This window comes from Protofrankia sp. BMG5.30 (assembly GCF_001983005.1).
Lineage (GTDB): Bacteria > Actinomycetota > Actinomycetes > Frankiales > Frankiaceae > Protofrankia > Protofrankia coriariae.
This window is the reverse complement of sequence record NZ_MOME01000039.1, coordinates 16,082-38,143: the sequence shown is the minus strand read 5'-3', so window position 1 is coordinate 38,143 and position 22,062 is coordinate 16,082. Positions and strand designations below refer to the sequence as shown.

Annotated in this window: 22 protein-coding genes; 6 read left to right on the top strand and 16 right to left on the bottom strand. The window is 71.5% G+C overall.

Going from position 1 to position 22,062, the window contains the following annotated elements; all coding sequences use genetic code 11:
* Positions 1-10: 10 nt before the first annotated feature.
* Complete coding sequence (locus BL254_RS19260; RefSeq protein WP_052914667.1) at positions 11-742, bottom strand: hypothetical protein; 732 nt, start codon at positions 740-742, stop codon at positions 11-13.
* A gap of 4 nt (positions 743-746) precedes the next feature.
* Entirely contained in the window at positions 747-1,274 is a 528-nt protein-coding gene (locus BL254_RS19255; protein WP_052914668.1) for a helix-turn-helix transcriptional regulator, read from the bottom strand.
* Between the two features lie 541 nt (positions 1,275-1,815).
* Here BL254_RS19255 and BL254_RS19250 point away from each other — a divergent pair.
* Positions 1,816-2,409, top strand: a complete 594-nt coding sequence (locus BL254_RS19250) for a hypothetical protein (protein ID WP_076844406.1) — start codon at positions 1,816-1,818, stop codon at positions 2,407-2,409.
* Here the strand turns inward: BL254_RS19250 and BL254_RS19245 are convergent.
* On the bottom strand, positions 2,398-2,823 hold the full coding sequence (locus BL254_RS19245; protein ID WP_076844404.1) for a hypothetical protein: 426 nt from the start codon (positions 2,821-2,823) through the stop codon (positions 2,398-2,400). The two genes, BL254_RS19250 and BL254_RS19245, sit on opposite strands and share 12 nt — an antisense overlap.
* Here BL254_RS19245 and BL254_RS25315 point away from each other — a divergent pair.
* From BL254_RS25315 to BL254_RS19235, 3 genes are all read left to right on the top strand, one after another.
* The gene (locus BL254_RS25315; protein ID WP_083731208.1) at positions 2,822-3,052 is read left to right on the top strand and encodes a hypothetical protein; all 231 of its coding nucleotides are present in this window, start codon (positions 2,822-2,824) and stop codon (positions 3,050-3,052) included. The two genes, BL254_RS19245 and BL254_RS25315, sit on opposite strands and share 2 nt — an antisense overlap.
* Positions 3,049-3,471: a hypothetical protein gene (locus tag BL254_RS19240; protein WP_052914670.1), complete on the top strand. Its 423-nt coding sequence runs from the start codon at positions 3,049-3,051 to the stop codon at positions 3,469-3,471. The genes BL254_RS25315 and BL254_RS19240 overlap by 4 nt, the downstream gene beginning before the upstream one ends.
* Before the next feature lie 169 nt (positions 3,472-3,640).
* Positions 3,641-4,510, top strand: coding sequence for an HAD family hydrolase (locus tag BL254_RS19235; protein WP_371390953.1), 870 nt, complete (start codon positions 3,641-3,643; stop codon positions 4,508-4,510).
* A gap of 330 nt (positions 4,511-4,840) precedes the next feature.
* Here BL254_RS19235 and BL254_RS19230 read toward each other — a convergent pair whose 3' ends face one another.
* From BL254_RS19230 to BL254_RS19190, 9 genes are all read right to left on the bottom strand, one after another.
* Positions 4,841-6,559, bottom strand: a complete 1,719-nt coding sequence (locus BL254_RS19230) for an NADH-quinone oxidoreductase subunit C (protein WP_254858300.1) — start codon at positions 6,557-6,559, stop codon at positions 4,841-4,843.
* A gap of 5 nt (positions 6,560-6,564) precedes the next feature.
* Positions 6,565-8,193: a proton-conducting transporter membrane subunit gene (locus BL254_RS19225; protein WP_083731206.1), complete on the bottom strand. Its 1,629-nt coding sequence runs from the start codon at positions 8,191-8,193 to the stop codon at positions 6,565-6,567.
* Positions 8,193-8,852, bottom strand: coding sequence for a hypothetical protein (locus tag BL254_RS19220; RefSeq protein ID WP_047223519.1), 660 nt, complete (start codon positions 8,850-8,852; stop codon positions 8,193-8,195). The genes BL254_RS19225 and BL254_RS19220 overlap by 1 nt, the downstream gene beginning before the upstream one ends.
* 62 nt (positions 8,853-8,914) lie before the next feature.
* Positions 8,915-9,868, bottom strand: coding sequence for a respiratory chain complex I subunit 1 family protein (locus BL254_RS19215; protein WP_047223520.1), 954 nt, complete (start codon positions 9,866-9,868; stop codon positions 8,915-8,917).
* A complete protein-coding gene (locus BL254_RS19210) occupies positions 9,865-11,937 on the bottom strand; it encodes a proton-conducting transporter membrane subunit (protein WP_052914671.1) in 2,073 nt (690 codons plus the stop codon). The genes BL254_RS19215 and BL254_RS19210 overlap by 4 nt, the downstream gene beginning before the upstream one ends.
* Entirely contained in the window at positions 11,934-12,416 is a 483-nt protein-coding gene (locus BL254_RS19205; protein ID WP_047223548.1) for an NADH-quinone oxidoreductase subunit B family protein, read from the bottom strand. Before BL254_RS19205 ends, BL254_RS19210 begins: the two co-directional genes overlap by 4 nt.
* 177 nt (positions 12,417-12,593) lie before the next feature.
* Positions 12,594-12,980, bottom strand: a complete 387-nt coding sequence (locus BL254_RS19200) for a helix-turn-helix transcriptional regulator (RefSeq protein ID WP_047223549.1) — start codon at positions 12,978-12,980, stop codon at positions 12,594-12,596.
* A gap of 568 nt (positions 12,981-13,548) precedes the next feature.
* A complete protein-coding gene (locus BL254_RS19195) occupies positions 13,549-13,911 on the bottom strand; it encodes a hypothetical protein (protein ID WP_047223521.1) in 363 nt (120 codons plus the stop codon).
* Between the two features lie 495 nt (positions 13,912-14,406).
* Positions 14,407-14,967, bottom strand: a complete 561-nt coding sequence (locus BL254_RS19190; protein WP_083731205.1) for an EF-hand domain-containing protein — start codon at positions 14,965-14,967, stop codon at positions 14,407-14,409.
* Positions 14,968-15,080: 113 nt separating this feature from the next.
* On the opposite strand from BL254_RS19190, the gene BL254_RS29595 reads away from it, so the two are divergent.
* A complete protein-coding gene (locus tag BL254_RS29595; protein WP_083731204.1) occupies positions 15,081-15,437 on the top strand; it encodes a profilin in 357 nt (118 codons plus the stop codon).
* A 205-nt stretch (positions 15,438-15,642) separates the two neighbouring features.
* Here the strand turns inward: BL254_RS29595 and map are convergent, their stop codons facing one another.
* Positions 15,643-16,410, bottom strand: a complete 768-nt coding sequence (map, locus tag BL254_RS19180) for a type I methionyl aminopeptidase (protein WP_047223522.1) — start codon at positions 16,408-16,410, stop codon at positions 15,643-15,645.
* Between the two features lie 84 nt (positions 16,411-16,494).
* Between map and BL254_RS19175 the strand changes: the two genes are divergently transcribed.
* Complete coding sequence (locus BL254_RS19175; protein ID WP_047223523.1) at positions 16,495-16,791, top strand: helix-turn-helix domain-containing protein; 297 nt, start codon at positions 16,495-16,497, stop codon at positions 16,789-16,791.
* Positions 16,792-17,015: 224 nt separating this feature from the next.
* Here the strand turns inward: BL254_RS19175 and BL254_RS19170 are convergent, their stop codons facing one another.
* From BL254_RS19170 to BL254_RS19160, 3 genes are all read right to left on the bottom strand, one after another.
* Complete coding sequence (locus tag BL254_RS19170) at positions 17,016-19,556, bottom strand: ABC transporter permease (RefSeq protein WP_047223524.1); 2,541 nt, start codon at positions 19,554-19,556, stop codon at positions 17,016-17,018.
* Positions 19,557-19,560: 4 nt separating this feature from the next.
* Positions 19,561-20,514 carry an ABC transporter ATP-binding protein gene (locus BL254_RS19165; protein WP_047223525.1) on the bottom strand — a complete coding sequence of 318 codons (954 nt, stop codon included), beginning with the start codon at positions 20,512-20,514 and terminating at the stop codon, positions 19,561-19,563.
* 438 nt (positions 20,515-20,952) lie between these two features.
* Positions 20,953-21,963, bottom strand: a complete 1,011-nt coding sequence (locus BL254_RS19160) for a PD-(D/E)XK nuclease family protein (protein WP_371390947.1) — start codon at positions 21,961-21,963, stop codon at positions 20,953-20,955.
* Positions 21,964-22,062: the final 99 nt, after the last annotated feature.

Genomic DNA, 22,062 nt, shown 5'->3' with positions numbered 1-22,062 from the left:
GCGGTCAGCATCAGCCGCGGCGCCTCGGCCGCGAGCCGTTCCCGGAAGTCCGCCACCGGGGGCACAGCTCGCGGTGGTCGGCGAACAGGCCGGAGAGGTCCCGGGCCCGCTGCACGACCGTACGGGTCGGGAACGCGGCAACGACGTCCAGCGCGCGCATCGCGACCGCCGCGGCTTCCTCCGGCTCCGGACGCGGACGTGCCAGCAGCGCGACGGACAGCGCTGCGAGAGTGTTGCCGTAGTCCTCCGGGTAGCCGCCGCCGCGGGCGTCCAGGATGGCGATGGACTGCCGGGCGTGCGTCTCGGCGCGTTCCCCGTCGCCGAGCCGTCCGGCGACGACCGCGGTGAACCCGGCGACGGCTTCGGCGTCGAACGGGGGTTCACCGAACATCGGCGCCGAGTCGAACAGGCTGTTGGCCATCGCTGTGAGTGCGGTCTGGGCGCCGCCGACGTCGCCGGCCGTGGCTCGGGCGCGGGCTTCATAGGCGGCCAGCCGGGCCCGCAGGTACGGGTGCGCGGACGGCCGTGCCTGCGCGGCCAGGTCGGCGGCCAGGTGGAACCGGCCGCCGTAGTAGGCGATCGACGAGCGCAGTCCCGCCGCTGCTCCGGTCAGCAGCGAATCGCCGACGTCGTCGGCGTACTGGGAGGACAGCACCGCGAACCGGCGGGCCGCGATGTCGTCGCCGGTGTTGAACGCCAACCGGGCCAGGTAGTAGCTGTACTGGCCCGCGAGTACCGTCACCCGCTTACGGAAAGGCCAGGCTGACCCGTCCGGCCAGCGCTTTTTCCGCCTCACGCCACCCGTCCAGCACCCGTGGTGTCAGGACCTGGTGAGGTGTGGTCATGTATGTGGCCGCGATGCGGTCGACGTCGGCTTCCATCTCTTCCATGGTCAGCGGGTCGGGATCCACCGAGGCGATCAGCCGTGACACGTCGGCCGCCATACCCGCGGCCGCGGCCAGCGCCCCTGACTGGACGAACTCTCGCCGGTCCGTGTCCGTCACCTCCCGCGGGTTGGGCAGGCCGTAGCGGCGTGCCTGCTGCTCTCGCCGGGCCTGTTCACGCAGGGTACGCAGTTCCCCGGCTGCGTCCAATGCCCGGTCGAGGGCGTAGACGAGATTTTCCGACGGCACTCCCCGCGCCGATTCGGCCTGGCAGACGTAGCCGCGCTCGAAGCCCACCCGGTCAGCGAGCTGCTTCTGGGAAAGGCTGGCGGCCAGTCGTAGTTCCCGGATGCGGCTGGCCAGCTCCCGCTTCGCTCCGCCTTCACCCATCGGCGCGCCTCCCGGCATCCAGCGGGGGTAACAGCCGCCTGCTACCCCGTAACTCCGTACGGCGTGGCGATCTGTCACGTCCTGTTGTTACCCCGCCGGCACGTTGTGTCGTACTCGTGTCGGCACGATAACCGGCCGGCCACGCAGCCGATTCACGAACGGGAATGTCGTGCCACGAACCGGGACCTGCACGATCCAGACCCGGCCTCGGCCCGGTGTTCCCGCGGACAYGTGCTGTACGCCGTCGTGGTCTACGGACCGGATCAGCGGCCGGTCGAAGTCCGCATGCCGTTCCCCAGCGTGGCCGCCGCCGACCACCACGCGGAAAGCCACGGGCTGGATGGCCGAGTGATCCCGGTCGCCTTCCCGTTCCACCCGTCCCGGCCGGGGACCTGAAGACCAGGCCCCCGCCGACCGTGCCTGGTGAGCAGGGCGGGGGCCTGTCCGACGCGCGCCGGCCCGTCCCACGCCCACCCCCGTCAGCCATGGGCAGGGCCGCGGGCCGGCGCGTGCACCCACCCATCCACGGAAAGGGACCGTCATGACCGTCACCGCGCCCGCTCCCGAGGATGTCGGCCACCGCACCACAGAGATCATCAGGCAGATCCGGAACTACCCCGAATTCCTGCGGCTGAAGGAAGCAGCCCTGCTCTATCCCRAGTGCTGGGCGACGTTCACGGGCTACCCGATCATCACCGAATGGGACCTGACGCTCGACGGCCCGCCGCTGTTCGACGAAGCCATCCGCACCCTGGCCCTGAAAACAACAGTCTTCACCCTCACCGGCGGCAACGAGGCCGCCGCCGAGCTTGCTGTCGCGGCCCCGGTGGACGAGATGGTCCACGCCGTCCTCGCCCAGCACACTCTCATCTCCCGCATGCAACGCAGCCTCGCGCTCGACCTGGTCCACATGACCGACCAGGAACAGTTCGACTACGAACCGGGCTGCTACACCGACGCGTGCTACCAGGCCGCCGGCTGGGGTGAACCCAACCGCCGGTACTGGATCGGCGCACAGGAAACCGCCCGACGGCACACGATCCTCAACGGCCTGTACGCCTCCGTCGGCATCAATCCCGGCGGCCGCGCCCACCGCATCACCTTCGACGTCCCGGAGCCGGCACTACCGGGCTGACCGGCGCCGGAACACCGCCCGCAGCCGCGGGAATCTCTGCCGGGCCGCGGCGGGCGTCTCAGCGACGAGCGCCCGCCGCATGTCCACCACATCCGGCCCGGCGGCGTCGAGCAGACGGTCAACAAGGTCCGGGTCGTCCCACCCGTCCCCCGTCTCGACGGCAGCCGGGGTGCCGGCCGGCACCGTGGCGCCCTCGCTGGCGTAGGCCCCGGCGGGCAGACCAACCTTGTGGGGATGCACGCAGACCGCAACCCCGCTGGCCTGATCCACCTGATAACCGGCCGCCCGGTCGAGTGTGTGCCGGCGGGGGTCGGGGCCTGCGGCGACATCGAACCGCCCGCGGGGCAGGACCCGGGACGGGCAGGTCACACAGATCAGAGCATCATCGGCCGGCCGCTCGGGAGATCCGGTCATGACCATATTGTTCCCACCGCGCCATCCCACCGTTACCAGCGCGCTACAGCTTGCCCGGCGCTGGTGCTCCGGTCACAGCATCGACGGCGCCCCGGCACTCGCCCACGCGGTCCGCGTCACGGTCGTACTCGGCCGGCATCATCCGGCTGCCCCGCCCGCGCTGCTGGCCGCGGTCCTCCTGCACGACGCCCCGAACTGGCCCCACCCGACCAACTCGACCCGCTGGTGACGTCCCTGCTCGGCGCGGACACCCTCCGGATCATCCGCGTACTGGAAACCGAACATCACGCCATGCGCAACCCACATACCAGCCGCGAACAGACGCTCGACCGTGTCCACCGGCTCGCCGCCGCCGACATGCCGGCTCTGCTGGCCATCACCGCAGACAAGATCGTCGCGTTCGGGTCGGTGCTGCGCCGGGCGGCCCGCGCCGACGACCCGGACACCTTCTGGCAGGCACGCGGCCCCTTCCGCGAGCAGATGCCGTACTTCCGCACCTTCACCACCGCGGCAGCGCCACTCCTTCCCCTGACAATGGCGGCCGAGCTCACCGGTCTGCTTACCGCCGCCGACCGGGCCTGCCAGACAACAGACTCCCTCTCCCGTCCCGGCCTGTCACAGATCCGGGCTGTTCCCACCCTGCGCTGAAAGGACTCCCATGAACGGTCGTTCTGGGAGTCCGGTAGAGATCTGCGAGGCGGCCTGGGTCAGGATGATCCGCGTCACGTGTTCTGGCGTCGATGACGCCGAGCCTGGTTGGCTGGGAGAGACCCGGCCGTTGTCAGGGAGCCGGCCCGCCCGAGGAGAGCAGGCCCTGGTGCATCCCGTGGACGCGGTCCTGCCTGGTGCCCACAGGCCCGGTGACAACCAGCGGCCGGTGCGTCCCGCGGGCGCGGCCTTGTTCGATGCTCACGGCCCTGGTGACGACACGGTGCCGGTGGGCCCCGCAGGCGACGGTGGGCTGCAGGGGCGCGGGCCGCGGGGGCGCGGCGGTGTCGCCGCCGTTCTGTTCGACATGGACGGGCTGCTCGTCGACACCGAGCCGTTGTGGACGGTGGCCGAGCACGAGCTGGCGGCCAGCCTGGGCGCCCGCTTCACCCCTGAGATCAAGGCCGCGATGATCGGTCACGGCGTGGACACCGCCCTGCCGCTGATGCTGTCGATGCTCGGGGTGCCCGACGCCGACCCGCACGCCGCCGCCCGTTTCCTGATCGAACGGACCGCCGAGCTCTTCGGCGAGTCCGAGCGGATCGTCCCCATGCCCGGCGCCGTGGCGCTGCTGGACGCGCTGGCCGCCGCCGGGATCGCGGCCGCCCTGGTGTCGTCGTCGTTCCGGGTCCTGATGGATCCGGTGCTGGCCGCGGTTGGCGCCGACCGGTTCGCGGTGACGGTCGCCGGGGACGAGGTGAGCCGGCGCAAGCCGCATCCGGAGCCGTACCTGACAGCGACGCGGCTGCTCGGGGCCGACCCGGCCCGCTGCGTGGTCCTGGAGGACAGCGAGGCCGGGGCCCGGGCCGGCCTCGACGCCGGCTGCCCGACGATCTTCGTCCCGTCGCTACCTTCCGTGACGGCATCGACGGCCCATCCGCTGGCCGCCGAGCTGACCGTCCGCCCGAGCCTGCACGAGGTCACCGTCGACCTGCTCGACCTCCTGGCCACCCAGCCAGCGAATGCAGACCGGCCGTAGCCACCCCGCCCCGGCCGGCTGACCACCGCTGCCTTCGCGCAGCCGCTCGAGCCGAGCCGACGCCTTCACCGCTCGCCCCGACGATCGCGGGTATGCCGAAGGATCCGCCCCCCGCCACACTCCCGCACCGGAACGAGTACGTAAGTGGTTGCTGGGGCAGCCACTTGTGCCCTCATTAACATGATCGATTTTTGTTCCCGTATCCCGTTTCGGGATACGGGGGAATCTTGGTCGGTGTTTTTCCGGATGGGGCTCGTGGCCTGCGGAAACGCTTGAATGCCGTCGTCCGTTGCGCGGCTGCTTGAGCGGCCTCCGGACGGCGGCGCGGGGTCACAGGTCGTTGCCGGCGTAGGAGAGGTTGAAGCTTTTGTTGGTCAGGGGGAAGTCGGGGACGATGGTGTCCGCCAGGGCGATGGGCAGGGCGGGCCAGTTGAAGAAGGACGGGTYGACGACCTTCACCCGGGCCAGGGCGCGGTCGGGGGCGAGCTCGACGCGGGTGGTGATGGTGCCGCGCCAGCCCTCGACGATGCCCACCCCCGAAGCGGGGCCTGTCCCCGAACCGATACCCACGTCCGGGCCCACGTCCGGGCCGGGGCCCACACCTGAACCGGGGCCAGAGAGCGGGCCGGTGGGGCCCAGGTCCGAGCCGGGGTCCGCTTCCGAACCGGGCTCCAGGAGCGGACCAGCCCGGCCGGGGATGTCGTCCCGGCCAGGCCCGGAAGCGGGCCCGAGCTCGGCGCGCGTGACGCCGGGGGTGAGGCCCTCGGCGAGCTTCTCGACGAGGGCCAGGGAGACGTCGATCTCCTCCGCCCGGATGAGGAAACGGGCCAGGACGTCACCGCTGGTGTGCACAGGGACGGTGAGGGCGTCGCCGTAGTCGAGGAACGGATGGGCCTGCCGGGCGTCCACCCGTACGCCGCTGGCCCGGGCGACGTAGCCCAGGCAGCCCAGGTCGCGGGCGGCCCGGCTGTCGAGGCGGGCGGCGCCGGTGAAACGGTCACGTACGGTGCTGTGGCCGAGGGCGAGGGCGACGATGTCGCGGATGTCGTCACCGATCGCGCGGATGCGGGCCGGATCCGGCAGGGCACGGACGGCGGCGCCGCCGGGGATGACGCCCCCGCGCAGCAGACGGTGCCCGGTGACCTCCTGGTTGAGGCGCAGCAGCTGTTCGCGGACGCGCTGGGCCTGGGCGTTGAGGATGCCGTGACCGACGTCGTTGCACAGCGCGCCGAGGTCGGCGACGTGGTTGTGCAGCCGTTCGAGCTCGAGCAGGAGCGCCCGGGCGCGCCGGGCCGGTTCGGGGACGGTGGTGGCGGTGGCCTCCTCGACGGCGAGGCAGTAGGCCAGCGCGTGGCCGACAGCGGTGTCCCCGCTGATCCGCTCGGCCAGCGGCAGCCCCTGCGCCACGTCCCGCTGTTCGAAGAGCTTCTCGATGCCCTTGTGGACGAACCACAGCCGGGCCTTGAGCTTGAGGATGGTCTCGCCGACGACGGAGAAGCGGAAGTGGCCGGGTTCGATCAGACCGGCGTGGACGGGCCCGACCGGGATCTCGTAGACGCCGTCGCCTTCGACGGTCAGGAACGGGAAGGGGCCCTCGGGCTCGGCGAACGGCGGCGGGGGGCTGGCGTCGGGCCGCATCGGATACCAGCCGCGGGGCCAGTGCGGGTGACGCACCAGCCGGCGGGGCAGTGGATGGTTCAGCGGGACGATGCCGTGCAGGTCACGCATCTCGCGCTCGAACCGGCCGGCGGGGAAGGACAGATGAGCGAGGCTCGGCAGCGCCGGGGTGTCCGGATCGAGGCGGACGTGCAGTTCGACGCGGGAGTCGGGCGGGCCCTTGACGAACAGGTACACCACCCGGATGGCCGGGCCGCCCGGGGCGTCGGCGCCGTCGTGGTGGGCCGCGACCAGGGCGAGACGGTGGCCGTCGGCCAGCATCTCGCGGACCCGCCGGGGCAGCTCGGTGACCCCGGTGTCGATCACGTCCCGGCCGGCGTGGCGTGGGCCGGGACGAGGCTGGTCGGTGCGGGAGGTCGGGTCGGGGCACATGGGTGTCAGGGCCCTCCGGTGATCGCGGCGGCGGTGGACAGCAGGCTGCTCAGGGGGACGTCGCTGACGCCCAGGGCGGCGCAGGCCAGCAGCCCGACGGCCAGTGGCGCCCACACCGCGGCACCGAACCGTACCGGCACAGCGACACCACCGCCGCCGCCCTCGGCCGGCACAGCGGCGGTGGTGTCGCCGTCCCGGCCGGGGGCGGGCCCCAGCAGCATGTGGGCGGTGCGGGCGGTCATCGCCGCGAACGCGGCCAGCACCAGCACCAGCGCGGCGGCGGTGGCCCAGCCCAGCCCCGCGGGCCCGGTGAGACCGGCGCGGGCGATGGCCAGCTCGGAGGCGAACAGGCTGAACGGCGGGAAGCCGAGCAGCGCCAGCACAGCCAGGCCGAACGCGGCGGCGAGGACCGGCGCCTGGCCCAGCAGGCCGCGCACCCGGCCGATGCGGGTGGTGTGCCGCAGGTGCAGGATGTGCCCGCTGGAGCAGAACGCGACGCTCTTGGCCAGCCCGTGGCCGGCGATGTGCAGCAGCACCGCGGAGGCCGCCAGCCGGCTGCCGGCGGCGGCGCCGAGCGCGATCAGGCTCATGTGCTCCATGCTGGAGTAGGCGAGCATGCGCTTGTAGTCACGTTGCCCGAGCARCAGGGCGGCGGCCAGGGCGAGGGTGAGCACGGCGGCACCGGCCAGCAGGGTGCGGGCGAACCCGGGGCCCAGCGCCACGTCCGCGATCACCTTGTAGCGCAGGATCGCGGTGAAGGACACCGCCAGCAGCACCCCGGACATCAGCGCCGACACCGGCGCCGGGGCCTGGCTGTGCGCGTCGGGCAGCCAGGCGTGCAGCGGCACCAGCCCGGCCTTGGCGCCGAACCCCAGGATGACCAGGGCGATCCCCATCCGGGTGACGGCCGGATCCAGCTCGTGCGCCCTCGCGACGAGCACCGGCCAGTCCAGGGCGGAGGCTTCCGCGATGCCGGCCTGCCGGGCGGCGTAGTAGATCAGGATGGTGCCCAGGAAGGCCAGGGCGATCCCGGCGGAGCAGATGACGACGTACTTCCAGGCGGCTTCGACCGAGGCGCGGGTCCGCCGGTGGCCGACGAGGAAGGCGGTGACGATGGTGGTGGCCTCGATGGCGACCCACAGCACCCCGAGGTTGGCCACCAGGACGGCGACGGCCATCGCGGCCAGGAACGCGTGCACCAGGATGCCGTAGCGGCGCGCGCCGCGGGCGTCGGTGTGCCCGGCGGCGTTCTCCGCCGCCAGGTAGGCGGGGCCGGCCGCGCAGGCGAGGACCGCGACCGCGCCGATGACCAGCAGGATCCACGCGGACAGGGCGTCGGCGCGGGCCAGCCCGCCGTAGCCGGTGACCGGCCCGTGCCCGGGGACGCGGACGGCCAGCACGATCGCGCAGCCCAGGATCGTGGCGGGGGAGACAAGACCCGCCCACGCGGTGGCCGGCCGCCAGCCGAGCACGGCGTAGCCGGCCGCGGTGGCCAGCGCGACCGCGACCGGGGCGGTCAGCAGCAGCGTGGCGGCGACGGATGTGGTGCCGGCGGGTGCCGAGGCGGCAAAGGTCGTGCCGACGGATGCCGTGCCGACGGATACCGCGGCGGATGCTGTGGCGGCGAAGGTCATCAGTCGTGCAGCTCCCGCAGGTCGTCGATGTCGGTCCCGCCGAAGGTGGCGTGTATCCGGGTCGTGAGGATCTGCAGGACCAGGACGGCGAGCAGCACGTCGAAGGAGACCCCGAGTTCGACGATGAGCGGCACGCCGGAGGTGGCCAGGAAGGCCATGGCGGTGATGCCGTTGTCCAGTAGCAGGAACCCGACCGCCTGGGCGAGTGCGCGGCGCCGGGTGACCAGGGTGAAGAAGCCGATGAGGACCACGGCCAGGCCGACCGGCAGGGCCCGGGTCGCCGGGCTGGGCGCCAGCTCCACCAGCGGGCGGGACGCGGCGTAGGCGAGCAGGGTCAGCGCCGCGGCGGTCAGCAGCGAGGCCGCCACGTTGACCAGCGGCTCGGTCTCCCGGGTCTCCCCGCTGGCGGCCAGCACCCGCCGCATCAGGTACGGCAGCACCCCGGCGCGCAGCACCAGGATCCCGACGGCCACGGCCAGCAGCTCGAACCGGTGCTCGTGGATGCCGGACAGGGCGGCGATGGCGGCCAGCACCACCCCCTGGACGGCGAACAGGCGCACGAGCGCGGTCAGTTCGCGGCGCCACAGCACCAGCACGGCGGCGAGCAGGAACACTCCGCAGGCCAGGTCGAGCAGTTGGGTGTACGTGCCGGTGCTCATCGTGGCCCACCTTGTGCGGGGCGGCGAGGCGCGGGGCGGCGAGACAGGGTCATGGGCGGGCTTCAGTTTCCGGGTAGGAAGAACGAGGCGCCGACGGCGAGCAGCGCGAGCAGGAAGGAGCCGGCGAGCAGCTCGGGCACCTTGAACAGGCGCATCTTCGCCCAGAACACCTCGGCCGCGGCCAGCCCGGCGCCGAGCAGGGCGACCTTCCCGGCGAAGAGCGCCAGTGCCAGCGGCAGGGCCGCCGCCGCGGTGCCGGTGGCGATCCCCCAGGGGACGAACAGGCTGGTGAGCAGGCCCAGCAGCACCGTCAGCCGCATCTGGGCGCCGAGCTCGATCAGGGCAAGGTCCCCGCCGGCGTACTCCAGGATCATCGCCTCGTGGATCATCGTCAGTTCCAGGTGCGTGGACGGGTTGTCCACCGGCAGCCGGCCGGTCTCGGCGAGGGTGACCACGGCCAGGGCGACACCGGCCAGCAGGCTGGCGGGGGAGGCCAGCCGGGCCGGGTCGTGGACGCCGTGCGCGACGATGGCGGGCAGGTTGGTCGACCCGGCCGGGATCGACAGCGCGACCACCGACAGCAGGATGGTCGGCTCCACCAGGGCGACCACGGTCATCTCGCGGGACGCGCCCATGCCCCCGAAGGCGGTCCCGGTGTCCAGGCCGGCCAGCGCCAGGATCACCGTGCCCAGCGCCAGCAGCGTCACCACGACGAGCAGGTCCGCGCTGTCACGCACCGGGGTGGCGGTGGACGCCAGCGGCACCAGCGCGGCGACCACGAGGGTGGTGGCGACCAGCAGCAGCGGCGCCAGCCGGAAGGCCGGGCCGGTACCCACCGGGGTGATGGGCTGCTTGCGCAGCAGTTTGCGCAGGTCCCGCCATGGCTGTCCGACGCCGGCGCCGGCGCGCCCCTCCATCCGGGCCCGCACCTGCCGCATCAGCCCGGTCAGCAGCGGCGCCCCGGCGACCACGACGGTGACCTGGGTGAGCACCGCCACCGTCCCGACGGCGCTCACCGGGTCACCGCCAGTACCAGCAGGACGGCGACCAGCCCGGAGAACCCGTAGCCGAGGTAACGGTGCACACTGCCGTTGGCCAGCTTCCGTGCGGACGCGCCCACCCCGGCCAGCGCCGCCAGCACCGGCCGGTACAGGCGGTACTCGATCCGGTCCGGGATCCTCCGTTGGAAGCGGACCCGTTCGACCAGGTAGGCCGATTCGCGGGTCGGGGTGACGTCGACGTCCTGCTCGGGCGCGAGCACATCGTCGAACACACGCTGTAACGGTTCGGCGAACGATGTGGCCGTGTACTGCATGCGGGCGCTCGGCGCGCCGCCGCCGCAGTCCCACAGCTCGGCCCCGACGCGACGGGGGTGGCGCGTAAGCAGGCGCGTCGCCGTCGCCACGGCGAGTATCGCGACCGCCAGCGCGACCGCCACCCACAGCGGCGACAGCGTCGTGGCGAGCCGGTCCAGCCGGATGTCCACCCCGCCGTCGGACAACGCCCACCCAGCGTCCGACCCGGCAGGCCCAGACGGGTCGGACGGCCCGTCTGGCCCGGTCAGGCCGGTCGCCGCCACCGCGTCGGACAGGCCGCCGGCAAGCGTCCCCGGGACCAGCGCCAGGGCGACACAGCCGGCGGCGAGCAGCCCCATCCCGGCGAGCATGACCGGCGGGCTCTCCCGCGCGGAGGCGGCCTCGGCGCCGCGCGGGCGGGCGAAGAACCCCACCCCGAGCGCCTTGACGAAGGTGGCGGCGGCCAGCCCCGCGGACAGCGCGATGGCGGCAACCGCCAGCGGCAGCGTCACGGCGCTGGCCGTCCCCGGCACCCCCAGCCCGTGGACGAGCGACTCCAGCAGCAGCCACTCGCTGACGAACCCGTTGCCCGGCGGCAGCGCCACCGCCCCCAGCGCACCCACCGCAAACAGCCCGGCCGTCACCGGCATCCGGGCCCGCAGCCCGCCCAGCGCGTCCAGGTCACGCACTCCGGTGGCCCGCAGCACCGACCCGGCCGCGCAGAACAGCAGCGCCTTGAACGCGGCATGGTTGACCACGTGCAGTAACGCGGCGGCGAGCGCCAGGGCGGCCAGGGGATGTTCCCCGGCGGCGGCGAACATCCCCGCCGCACCGGCGCCGATCAGGACCAGGCCCATGTTCTCGCTCGTCGAGTACGCCAGCAGCTGTTTGACGTCGGTGGCCATCGCCGCCTGCAACATCCCGTACACCGCCGAGACCGCCCCGGCGGTCAGCAGCACCAGCCACCACCAGCGCGGCCCGCCCCCGAGCAGGTCGAACCCGACGCGGATCACCCCGTAGACGCCCAGGTTCACCATGGCCGCGCTCATCAGCGCCGAGACGTGGCTGGGCGCCTGCGGATGCGCCCGCGGCAGCCAGGCGTGCAGCGGGACCGTGCCCGCCTTGGACGCGAACGCGGCAACCGCCAGCACGAAGACCGTGCTCCGTACGGCCGGCGGCACCTCGCCCGCGCCCGCGCGCAGCGCCGGGAACGTCTCACCGCCGGCGCGGGCCGCGAACAGCGCCAGGGCGATCAGGAGCGCCACCAGACCCAGATGCGTCATCACCGCGTACCACACCCCGGCGTCGCGCACCGCGGCCCGCGACCGGTGCTCGGCCAACACCAGCAGCAGCGAGGTGACCGCCATCAGCTCCCACAGCAGCAGGAAGGACGACACGCTGGACGCCGCCGGTACCAGCAGCAGCGTGGCCGCGAAGACGGGTAACACCGCCTGCGTCCCGCGGGCGGACACCCCGTGCCCGGTGTAACCGATCCCGTAGAGCGCCACCGGCGCCACCACCGCGCCGGAGACGGCCATGAACAGCCCGGACAGGGCGTCCACCGTCAGATGCACCCCGGCCAACGGCAGCAGGTCGGGCAGGCTCGCCGACCACGGCGCGCCACCGCCGAGCGCCGCGAGCCCGGCGGTGAGCCCGGCCACGCCGACCCCGGCGGTGGCCACCCCCACCAGTGCCGGCCGCACCCGCTCGAGGGTGAACGCCCCGGCCACCGCCCCGACACCGGCCAGCCCGGTGGCGGTGGCCAGCGCAGGCCCGACCAGACCGCTCACCGGCGGGTCACGGTGCGTAGCGCGGCCACGATCGCGTCCGGCTCCGGCGGGCAGCCCGGCACCTGCAGGTCCACCGGCACCACGTCGGCCACCGAGCCCTGCACGCCGTAGCCGCCGGCGAACTCCCCGCAGTTCAACGCGCAGTCACCCACCGCTATCACCAGCCGTGGCCGTGGTGTCGCCTCCACCGTGCGGCGCAGCGGCTCGGCCATGTTGCGCGTCACCGGCCCGGTGACCAGCAGCACGTCCGCGTGCCGGGGTGACGCCACCACGCGCGCCCCGTACCGCTCGGCGTCGTACACCGGGCCGAACGCGGCGGCAATCTCGATCTCGCACCCGTTGCAGGACCCGGCATCGACACATCGGACCTGTACCGAGCCGGCGAGCTCGCGGGCCGCCGGTAGGCGCTCCGCCTGCGGCGCTGGCGGGGCCTGTTCGGCCACCCGCCCGGTTTCGCGGATCTTGCGCAGCAGATTCACCACATGCTCCTGATGTTCGGTGACGGCGTCCTTCGTGGTGATCGAAAAAATGCTCTGGAACTGGTCTGGACCGGCTCGGAACTCGAGCCGGAACCCGTACCCGCGGTGACCGCCCTGGCCGGAAACGGGGCTTGGCGCGGGATGCCCGCCGGGTGGCGCCACGGGACCGTACGACAGCTACGACGGCTGCGGCTGCCGTGGCTGGTGTGGCTGGTGTGGTGGCGGCCCGGTCTCCGGCGCGACGGCACGCAGGTCCTGGAGCAGCTCGGCCTGGCCGGTCAGCACCCCGGTCAGGATCGTCCGCGCGACCGTCAACAGGCCGGTGATGTGAGGGCTCGTCAGCGAGTAGCGAACGGAGGAGCCCTCCTTACGGCCCACGACCAGGTTCGCCCGGCGCAGCACCGCCAGTTGCTGGGAGAGGTGGGCCGGTTCCACACCCACCTGCGGCAGCAGTTCCGCCACCGCGTGTTCACGCTGGCTGAGCAGCTCCAGCACCCTGATACGCACCGGATGCCCCAGCGTCCTGAAGAACTCCGCCTTCAGTTGATAAAGGGGCGCGGTCACCGATACCGCCTCCCGGCCCGCCATCACCGGCTCACCTCTTGGCCCCCATCACTTGTTCGCACGCCCCGCCACCACGCTCCGCCGGCTACTCGCCCCATCGCGTCCACGCCGACATGCCCACACCTATGCCCCGCCTCGCCACGATCCGTGTCACCCAGTCCGTGTTGCCGGCGCCCGGCGCGCCCGGTGGCCTGCGGCCGGCCACGGGCTGTTCCCCGCATGTGGCACGGCAACCTTACCAATTGCAAACATTAGCAACTGAAGGAGATGCCAAGGACCGGCGGTGTGCACCGCCGCCCACGAGCCCCGTGGCAGCGGGTCCTGCCCGCGAAACGGCGTGACGGACAGCGACGTTCATCTTCCTCTGCGGCTTATGGCCTCGCTCCGAAGATCACCTATAAAGATCGTCGGACGTTTCCGCCGTAAGCGGCGCAAAGCGTAGGTGGTTTCCGTTCTCCTGACAGCGCTTTCCACCTACGCTCCGCCCGGCTGTAGGTGGCTTTCGTCGTCCTGGTAGCGGTTGTCACCGACGGCTGGGCCTCCACCTACCGGTCCTGGTTGGTCGGTGTCAGTGGGTGTCGCCGACGGTGTGGACGCGGCTGGCCGTGATGATCTGGGTGTACGTGGCGACGGTCGGGCCCGGAGGGAGGCGCAGGCCGGGCGGGGCGTCCGGGGTGGAGACCGTTTCGATGGTCAGCGGCGCGCCGGTCTCGGCAAGCACCAGGTATCTGGTGGCGACGACGAGGCTGGTGTGGTCGGAGACCACGATGCCGATGGCGTGGCCGGGGCGGCCGGCGCGGTCACGGACGGGCCCGGCGTCGAAGACGCCCGGGAGTTGGGCGAGGACCTCGTAGGTAGGCGGCGTTCTGCTGGGGGCTGGTGAGACCGGAGGCGAGATCGGACAGAGCGTCCCCAGCGACGGCGATGTCATGGAAGYTGGCAGGGGCACCGCTGGTTACGGCGCGGGCGATCAGTCGTGCGTGGAGCTGGGCGGTGTCGGTGGRCATCGTCGTGGGGTCGAGCTCCGGCGGGCCCGGTGGGAATTCCGTCGGGCGGTCGTCCCGGTCGGCGGGCTGCGGTCCGCCGACGTTCATGCCGACGCGGTTGACGTACTGGACGTGGCGCTCGTGATGCTGCGACCCGTCGGGGCGCCGCCAGACGTCGACTGCTGGCGCGGTCTCTCCGCTCTGCGGGCGAGGCGCGGTAGCTTCATTCAAGGGTCCGCTCGAGGAGCCGACCGCCGATGCCGCGGGGCGAAGACGCCGTCGCGCCATGACAGCGCGACGGATCGGCTCCCGTGGCTGGCGATCGGCGCCTGCTGCAGTCTCGACGTGTGGATTTTCCTTGTTGGCGACCAGCAGGTGCATCGTCTGCCGGGATGGATCACGGCAGACGATGCCCGCAGGGCAGGCGAGAAACGTCGGTGTCAGGCGCGTCCGAAGTGTCCGAAGAGCAGGCTGCCCGGGGCTTCCAGGTCGGAAGAGAAATAGAACTCCCGGAACGCCCGGATGAACTCCTGGCGTGAAATGCGTCCGTCCCCGTCGACGTCCAAAGCCGCGAAGACGTCCACGGCGTCCGGGGCGCTTATTTTCCAGACCTCCCGCTCGTAGCGCGCAAACTCATCTTTGCTCACCTCGTTGTCACCGTCAATGTCGATGAGGTCGAAGAGTGCATGCGGAATGCCTTCGGCCACGTTTATCCGGCTGGTGTCGACGCTCGCCAGGCGGGTTGCCACGATGTATTCGTCCCTGGTCAGGCGGTCGCTGCTCGAGTCGGCGTGGCGGAGGAGTTCCAGCCAGAATATCTGGTACGTCGCAGCGAGTGCGCGAGCCCTGCTATCATCCCGGTTCAGRCCGTATGCGTTAACGTGGTGATCGATCAGTTGCTGGTAGTCGGCCCAGTCGACGTATCCGTCCCGATTGGCGTCCAGTGCGTCGAACACATACCCGATCTTGGTATTGATGGGATTGCTGATGGCAGTGGTCATATTCCTGTCCTCTCACGTGATCGACCAGGAAGGTCACGGATACGGTCTCCTCCCGCCCACATTAGTGATGGTCATGACCGCCTGCGAGTACGGATAGTCATAGATCAGAATTTCTGGGTGGCATTCAGGCCGGCCGGAGGCTGACGCCGCACCCCATTGGTCACAATGGTGGCACCTGGGCCGCGAGCGCGGGCTTCCCGCTCCGTGAGGGCGAAGGGCTAAGGATTGTCAGGCTGTTCAACGATCCTTCCGGGGTATTCACCTCCAGCGTCACGGTCGACGGCACCACATATGCGGGAATCAAGGGAGACTCGCAGTCGATCTATGGCAAGAAGGGGTCCAGCGGCGTCATCCTGGCCAAGACGGCTCAGACGGTGCTCGTGGGCGTCTACGACGAGGGGCAGCAGCCAGGGACGGCGGCACTCGTCGTTGAGAATCTGGCCGAATGTCTCCGCGAGCAGGCATACTGACCTCTCCGGCCACTGGAGGGTTGATTCTCTGCCGCCGGACCRCCGGGGCAGGCGCTCACCCAGGTAACACCGGATCGAGGGATCGGACGGTCGCCATAGCGGTTGTTTTCGCCTTCGYGTTCCTTCTGAGCGGCGTTTTTCGGGGCTGTGGGCTTCAGGCCGAGGAGGGACGGGTGAGGAGTGATCGCCAGGGGAATGATCGTTCTCAGGAGAGGGTGAGGATGCGGGGGCCGTCATCGGTGATGGCGACAGTGTGCTCGACGTGGGCGGCGCGGTCGCCGTCGGTGGTGTGCAGCGCCCAGCCGTCCGGGGCGGTGCGATAGCGGTCGCCGCCTCCGGCGGTGACCATCGGCTCGATCGCGAGGACGAGCCCTGGCTGTAGCCGCAGGCCCCGGCCGGGGCGGCCGTCGTTCGGGACGTGGGGGTCCTCGTGCATCTGCCGGCCGATGCCGTGCCCGCCGAAGCCGTCCGGGATACCCAGGCCCGCCGCCCGGCACACCCGCCCGATCGCGTGGGAGATGTCCCCGACACGGGCGCCGACCCGGGCGGCGGCGATGCCCGCGGCCAGGGCCCGCTCGGCGGTGGCGATCAGCCGCAGGTCGGCCGGGCGCGGGGTGCCCACGACGAAACTGACCGCGGCGTCGCCGGTCCAGCCGTCGAGCTGCGCGCCGCAGTCGATGCTGACCAGGTCGCCGTCGCGCAGACGGTAGCCGTCCGGTACACCGTGCACGATCACATCGTTGATCGACGTACAGATCACCGCTGGGAACGGGGTCGGCGCGAAGGACGGCAGGTAGTGCAGGAACACCGGCTTGGCGCCGGCCTCGCGGATCACCGTCGCGGCGATGTCGTCGAGCTCGAGCAGGCTCGAGCCCACGTGCGCGGCCTCGCGGACCGCTGCCAGCGCCCGTGCGACCACCCGGCCCGCTTCCCGCATCGCCGCCAGCGCCACGTCCGTCTTGAGCTCGACCATGCCCCCACCTCGCCTCGTCCTCGCCCCGTCGTCCACGCCTCGCTTTCCCTGCCCAATAACTATACCGGTATTAGTATTGCGTTCATGGTGCGGACGGCGCTGACGGCGATGGATCTGGAACGCGGCCGGCGGCTCGGGGCGGCGCTGCGCGAAGCCCGCGGTGAGCGCAGCATGGCGCAGGTCGCCGCCGCCGCCGGGCTGTCCACCGAGACCGTCCGCAAGATAGAGACCGGGCGGATCCCGACACCGGCGTTCTTCACCGTGGCCGCCCTGGCCGGGGCACTCGGGCTCTCCCTCGACATCCTGGCCCGCGCCTGCGCCACAGGCGATTCCTCGGCCGACTCCGACCGGCACCACGCCCTGCTCCACGCGGGCAGATGAGGGATCCACAAGTGAGGGATCAGACGGTCGCCATATCGACCGTCTGATCCCTGACTCCCGTGGTCCGGCGTTACCCGCCGTGGCCCTCGCCGCCGTGGGTCACGGGGGCCGGGAAACGGCATGACGAGCGACGCGACGGTTGTGCTGGGCGAACGGGTGCTCTGATGGGGCCTCCCGAGCATGTTCGGTGCTGGGAGGCCTCACCAGGAGCAGTCAAACCGCCGTCAGGTGGTTGCGATTGCCCGGAGGATGTCCATCTTCGCGGCCCGGCGGGCTGGGAAGATGGCGGCGAGGACGCCGAGGAGACCACCGACGAGCACGACAGCGATGATCGCTACTGTCGGGTAGGCGAAGGTGTCGATGCCCTGYTCCTTCAGCGCGATGGTCAGCGCCCAGCCGAGGAAGCTGCCGACCGCGACCCCGAGCAGCGCTCCGAACACCGCGATCACGACCGCCTCCAACCGGACCATTCTGCGTAGCTGCCGTCTGCTCATGCCGACCGCGCGCAGCAGCCCGATCTCCCGGGTCCGCTCGATGACCGACAGGGCCAGCGTGTTGACGATCCCGAACAGGGCGATGACGACGGCCAGTGCGAGCAGAACGTAGATGAAGCCCAGCAGCTGGTCGACCTGGTTCTCCTGCTGCCGGATGAACTCGGACTGGTCCCGGACCTCCACGTTCGGATGGGGTTTGACCGTGGCGTCGATCTCCTGGCGTACCTGGGTGAGATCCGCGTCCTTCACGGTTTTCGCGAGAACGAAGAAGTCCAGGGTGTTGGTGGGGAAGCGTTGGCTGAACTCGTCGAGCGAGATCAGGTACTGCCCGGCCACCGGGCTCTTCTCGAACGTGCCGGCCAGGCGCAGCGTCGTGGGCCCGTCCGGGAACACCACCGGGACCTCCTGGCCGACGGACAGTTTCTGCTCCCTGGCGGTGTCTTCGTCGATCAGGATCGAGCCCCTGCCCAGGGCTCGGAGATCACCGGCGGTGGTCTTGAGCGCCAGCAGGGTCGGCAGCGCCGCCGGGTCGCCCGCGGTGACCTGCTTCTTGCTGTCGTTGATCCGCACGACGTCGGACCGCAGCCCCGTGACGAGCTCGATACCGGGGGCGTCCCGCAGCGAACGGGCGACGTCGGGGCTGAAGCCCTGCGCGAAACTGGTCGAGGTCAGGTAGAAGTCCGCGCCCAGGTTGTTGCGGACCGTGTTCGTCACCGACTGTTTGATGGACTGGCCGAGCACGGAGAAGGCGCTTACCAGCGCAAGACCGATCATCAATGCGGACGCCGTGGACGCGCTGCGGCGCGGGTTGCGCATGGCGTTCTCCCGCCCGAGCCGCCCGGTCGCGCCGAACAGGGCCGGCAGCGGGCTGCCGATGACCCTGGTGACGGGCCGGGCCAGCAGCGGCGAGAGGGTGGACACCCCGAGGAAGGCCAGCCCCGCCCCGATGCCGACGACAGCCGCCGCGCCCTTGCCGCTGGCCGTCGTCAGGCCCAGCACCAGCAGCGCGGCACCGATGAGCGCCAGCGCACCACCCGCGACCCCCCGGATACGCAGCGAACGCGCGGGCAGCACGAAGGTCTCCCGCATCGCCGCCACCGGGGGTACCGACGCGGCCTTGCGTGCGGGAACGAACGCGGCGACGGCCGTGACAATGATCCCGACGGCATAGGCGACGATGATCGTCCGCGGCTGGAAGACCAGGCCCCCGTCGGGGAGGGAGACCCCGACGGCGGCGGTCACGATCCGCAGCAGCACCGCCAGCCCGGCACCGAGCAGCAGCCCCAGGGTGGCTCCGACGAAGCCGACGATCAGCGCTTCCAGCTGGACCGTGAACTGCACCTGCCGTCTGCGGGCGCCCAGCGCCCGCAGCAGGGCCAGTTCCCGCACCCGCTGGGCCACCAGCATCGTGAAGGTGTTGAAGATGATGAAGGCGCCGACGAAGACCGCGATGCCCGCGAAGACGAGCAGGAACGTCGAGAAGCCGGCGATGGCCTCCTGGACGGTGTTGGCGTTCTCGTCCGTCAGCTGCTTGCCGGTGATCGCCTCGACGCCGGTGGGCAGCACCCGGGCGATCCGGTCGCGAAGCTCGTTCTGGGAGATGCCGTCGTCGGCCGCGATGCTGATCGAGCTGAACTCGCCCGGGGTGAGCAGCACGCGCTGCGCGGTGGCGGTGTCGAACGCGGTCACCGCGGCGCCGCCGAGACTGTCCTGCCCGGCGATCCGGAATGTCCCGACCAGGGTGTAGGGGGTCGGCCCACCGTTGGTGAGGACAGTCACCTGTTCCCCGAGCCGCAGGTCGGCATCGTCCGCGGTGGCCTTGTCCACGACGATCTCCGCCCCGCGCGGCGCGCGGCCGCTGGCGAGCTCCACCGCGGAGGTCTGGCTGCCACCGTCCCAGTTGGTGCCGAGCGAGGGCCCACCACCGGTGTCGACGGCCTTGCCGGTACGGGGGTTGACCAGAACCGCCGTGCCGTCGACGCCGCCGAAGGCCTCGCGCACGCCGTCGACGCCCCGGACGGTGTCCAGCACGGAGGCGGACAGGGGCTGTCTGCTACTGGTCCCGGAGGTGTTGTCCACCGCGTTGGTCGACCGGACCGAGACGGCCACGTTCTGGAAGATGTTGGCGAACAGTCCGTCGAAGGTCCGGTTCAGCGTGTCGGTGAGGACCAGCGTGCCGGTGACGAAGCTGACGCCGGCCACGACCGCCAGCGCGGACAGCACCAGCCGGATCTTACGGGCCAGCAGGCTCTTGAGGGTCGCGCGCAGCATCGTGTCAGACCCTGCCCGCGGATCCGTGATCCTGCTCCTGGCCCGCCTCGTGCCACTCGTCCGGGCTCTGCCGGGGCTGTGGCTGGTGGGCCTCCGGCGACGCGCCGCCGCCGGCGGACGCCTCCTGTTGGAGATCGTCGAGATGCTTCATGCGTTCGAGGACGCTCTCCGCGGTCGGGTTCGGGATCGAGCCGACGAGTTGCCCGTCCGCGAGGAAGACGACCTCGTCGGAGAAGGACGCCGCGGTGGGGTCGTGGGTGACCATGACGACGGTCTGGTCGAACTCGCGCACCGACCGTTGGAGGAACGCCAGCACCTCCGCGCCCGACCGGGAGTCGAGGTTGCCGGTGGGCTCGTCGGCGAACACGATCTCCGGACGGGTGACCAGGGCGCGGGCGCAGGCGACCCGCTGCTGCTGCCCACCGGAGAGCTCCGCGGGACGGTGGCTCAGCCGGGAGGCGAGCCCGACGGCGTCGACCACCGCGCGCAGCCACTCCTGGTCGGGCTTACGCCCGGCGATGCTGAGAGGCAGGGTGATGTTCTCCGCGGCGGTCAGCGTCGGCAGGAGGTTGAACTGCTGGAACACGAACCCGACGCGGTCCCGCCTCAGCTGGGTGAGCTGCTTGTCCGACAGCTTGGACAGGTCCACGTCGCCGACGTAGACCCGGCCGCTGGTCACCGTGTCGAGACCGGCCAGACAGTGCATCAGGGTCGACTTTCCCGACCCGGACGGCCCCATGATCGCGGTGAAGCGGCCGCGGGGGAAGGACACGTCTATGTTCCGCAGGGCGGTGACCGCGGTCTGCCCCGATCCGTAGATCTTGACCAGGCCCTCGGCGCGGGCGGCGGCCGCGGCGAGGGCCACCCCGCCAGCGGCACCGGCCGAATCCGGAGGCTCCGGGGACACAACCGGCTCGGCCTGGGGATCGGCGCCGGAGATCCGGCCCGCTCGGCTCATGGAAGAAGCTCCTTTCAAACAATATGTCGATCACAGCATGTCGATCATGATGCGCTGATCAAACAACGTGCTGACACCACGAACAACCTGCTGACACCGTCCGCCCGGATGTCCGACAAATGCCGGCACCCCGCCGGTCGTCCCGCGGGCCGGGACCGGCCGGAACTGATCCGCACCGCCCGCCGGGGGCGCTCATCGAAGCGATGACCGGCCCCGCGGCGGCGCATTCATCGGATCAGATCCACCCGGCTCCCGGTACTGTCCCACCCTCGTCCGACGATCGCCCGTGACTTTTTCGGTGTCGTTCTCGACTTTCCAACGTTGTCCGGCCCGGCGGCGATCCGAATAGCCGCCGAAATCCGGATGTACGGCGACTGGCAATCTATGAACGCACACCGCCATGGACGCATATCGTGCCGGGTTGTCGTCAACCGACTGTCAGCCATCTGTCGGGTCCGTGTCGGGGCCCGTGCCTGGCCGGCCCGGGTCCGGCTGGTGAGCGTCCGCTGCCCGCCGTACCGCCGGCTCCGACGCCGCTGGTTTCGGCTCCGGATGATCGACTGTCGTGGCCTCCGGGGCCGGACGGTCGGCGGCGGGCAGCGGCGGCGGCGTCCCGCCGAACGCCGGACATCTGATCTTGTGATCGCACCAGTCGCACAACTTGCTGGGGGTCGCCCGCCAGTCGCCCGTGCGCCGGGCCCGGCTGATGGCCGACCACACAGCGTCGATCTTCCGTTCGGTGGCGCGCAGGTCGCTCTCGTCGGGCTGCACCCGTATCCAGGTCCGGTCGGCCAGGTAGTACAGCCGCAGCTCGCGGGGGATCACACCACGGATCCGCCAGAGCAGGTAGGCGTAGAACTTCATCTGGAACAGCGCCTGGCCCTCGAACGCCGGGCCGGGCGACCGGCCCGTCTTGTAGTCGACGACCCGTAACGCCGGGCCGTCGCGGGTCGCCGCCTCGTCGAGACGGTCGATGTAGCCGCGCAGCCGCACCCCGGAGTCGAGCACGTGCTCGACGTAGAGCTCCCGGGCCGCCGGGGTGAGACCGGCGGGGTTCTCCAGGCTGAAGTAGCCGGTGAGCAGGGAACGGGCCGACTCCAGCCACGCGGCCCGCTCGGCCTCGTCCGTGAACAGGGTGGCAAGCTCCGGCTCCCGGGCGAGCAGGTCGTGCCAGGCCGGCTCCAGCAGCGCCTCGGCGGCGGCGATCGTGCGCTCCGGCGGGGGATGGTCGAACAGCCGCTCCAGGACGGTGTGGACGACCGTCCCGCGCACCGCGGCGGAACTCGGCGGCTCGGGCAGCCGGTCGATCACCCGGAAGCGGTAGCGCAGGGGGCAGTTCATGAAGTCGCCCGCCCGCGACGGCGAGAGCGATCCGACGACACGAATCCCGCCCGCGGGAGGCGGAGCGTCCCCGCCGGGCGCGGGTGGCTGGTCCATGGACGGGCTCATGCCTCCGGACCATAGGCGGCCGGTCCGACAATCCGGACGCCGGCCCCGACCGGCCCGGCCCGACCATCTCCAGCCCGCCACCGGCACGCCGGGTACGCC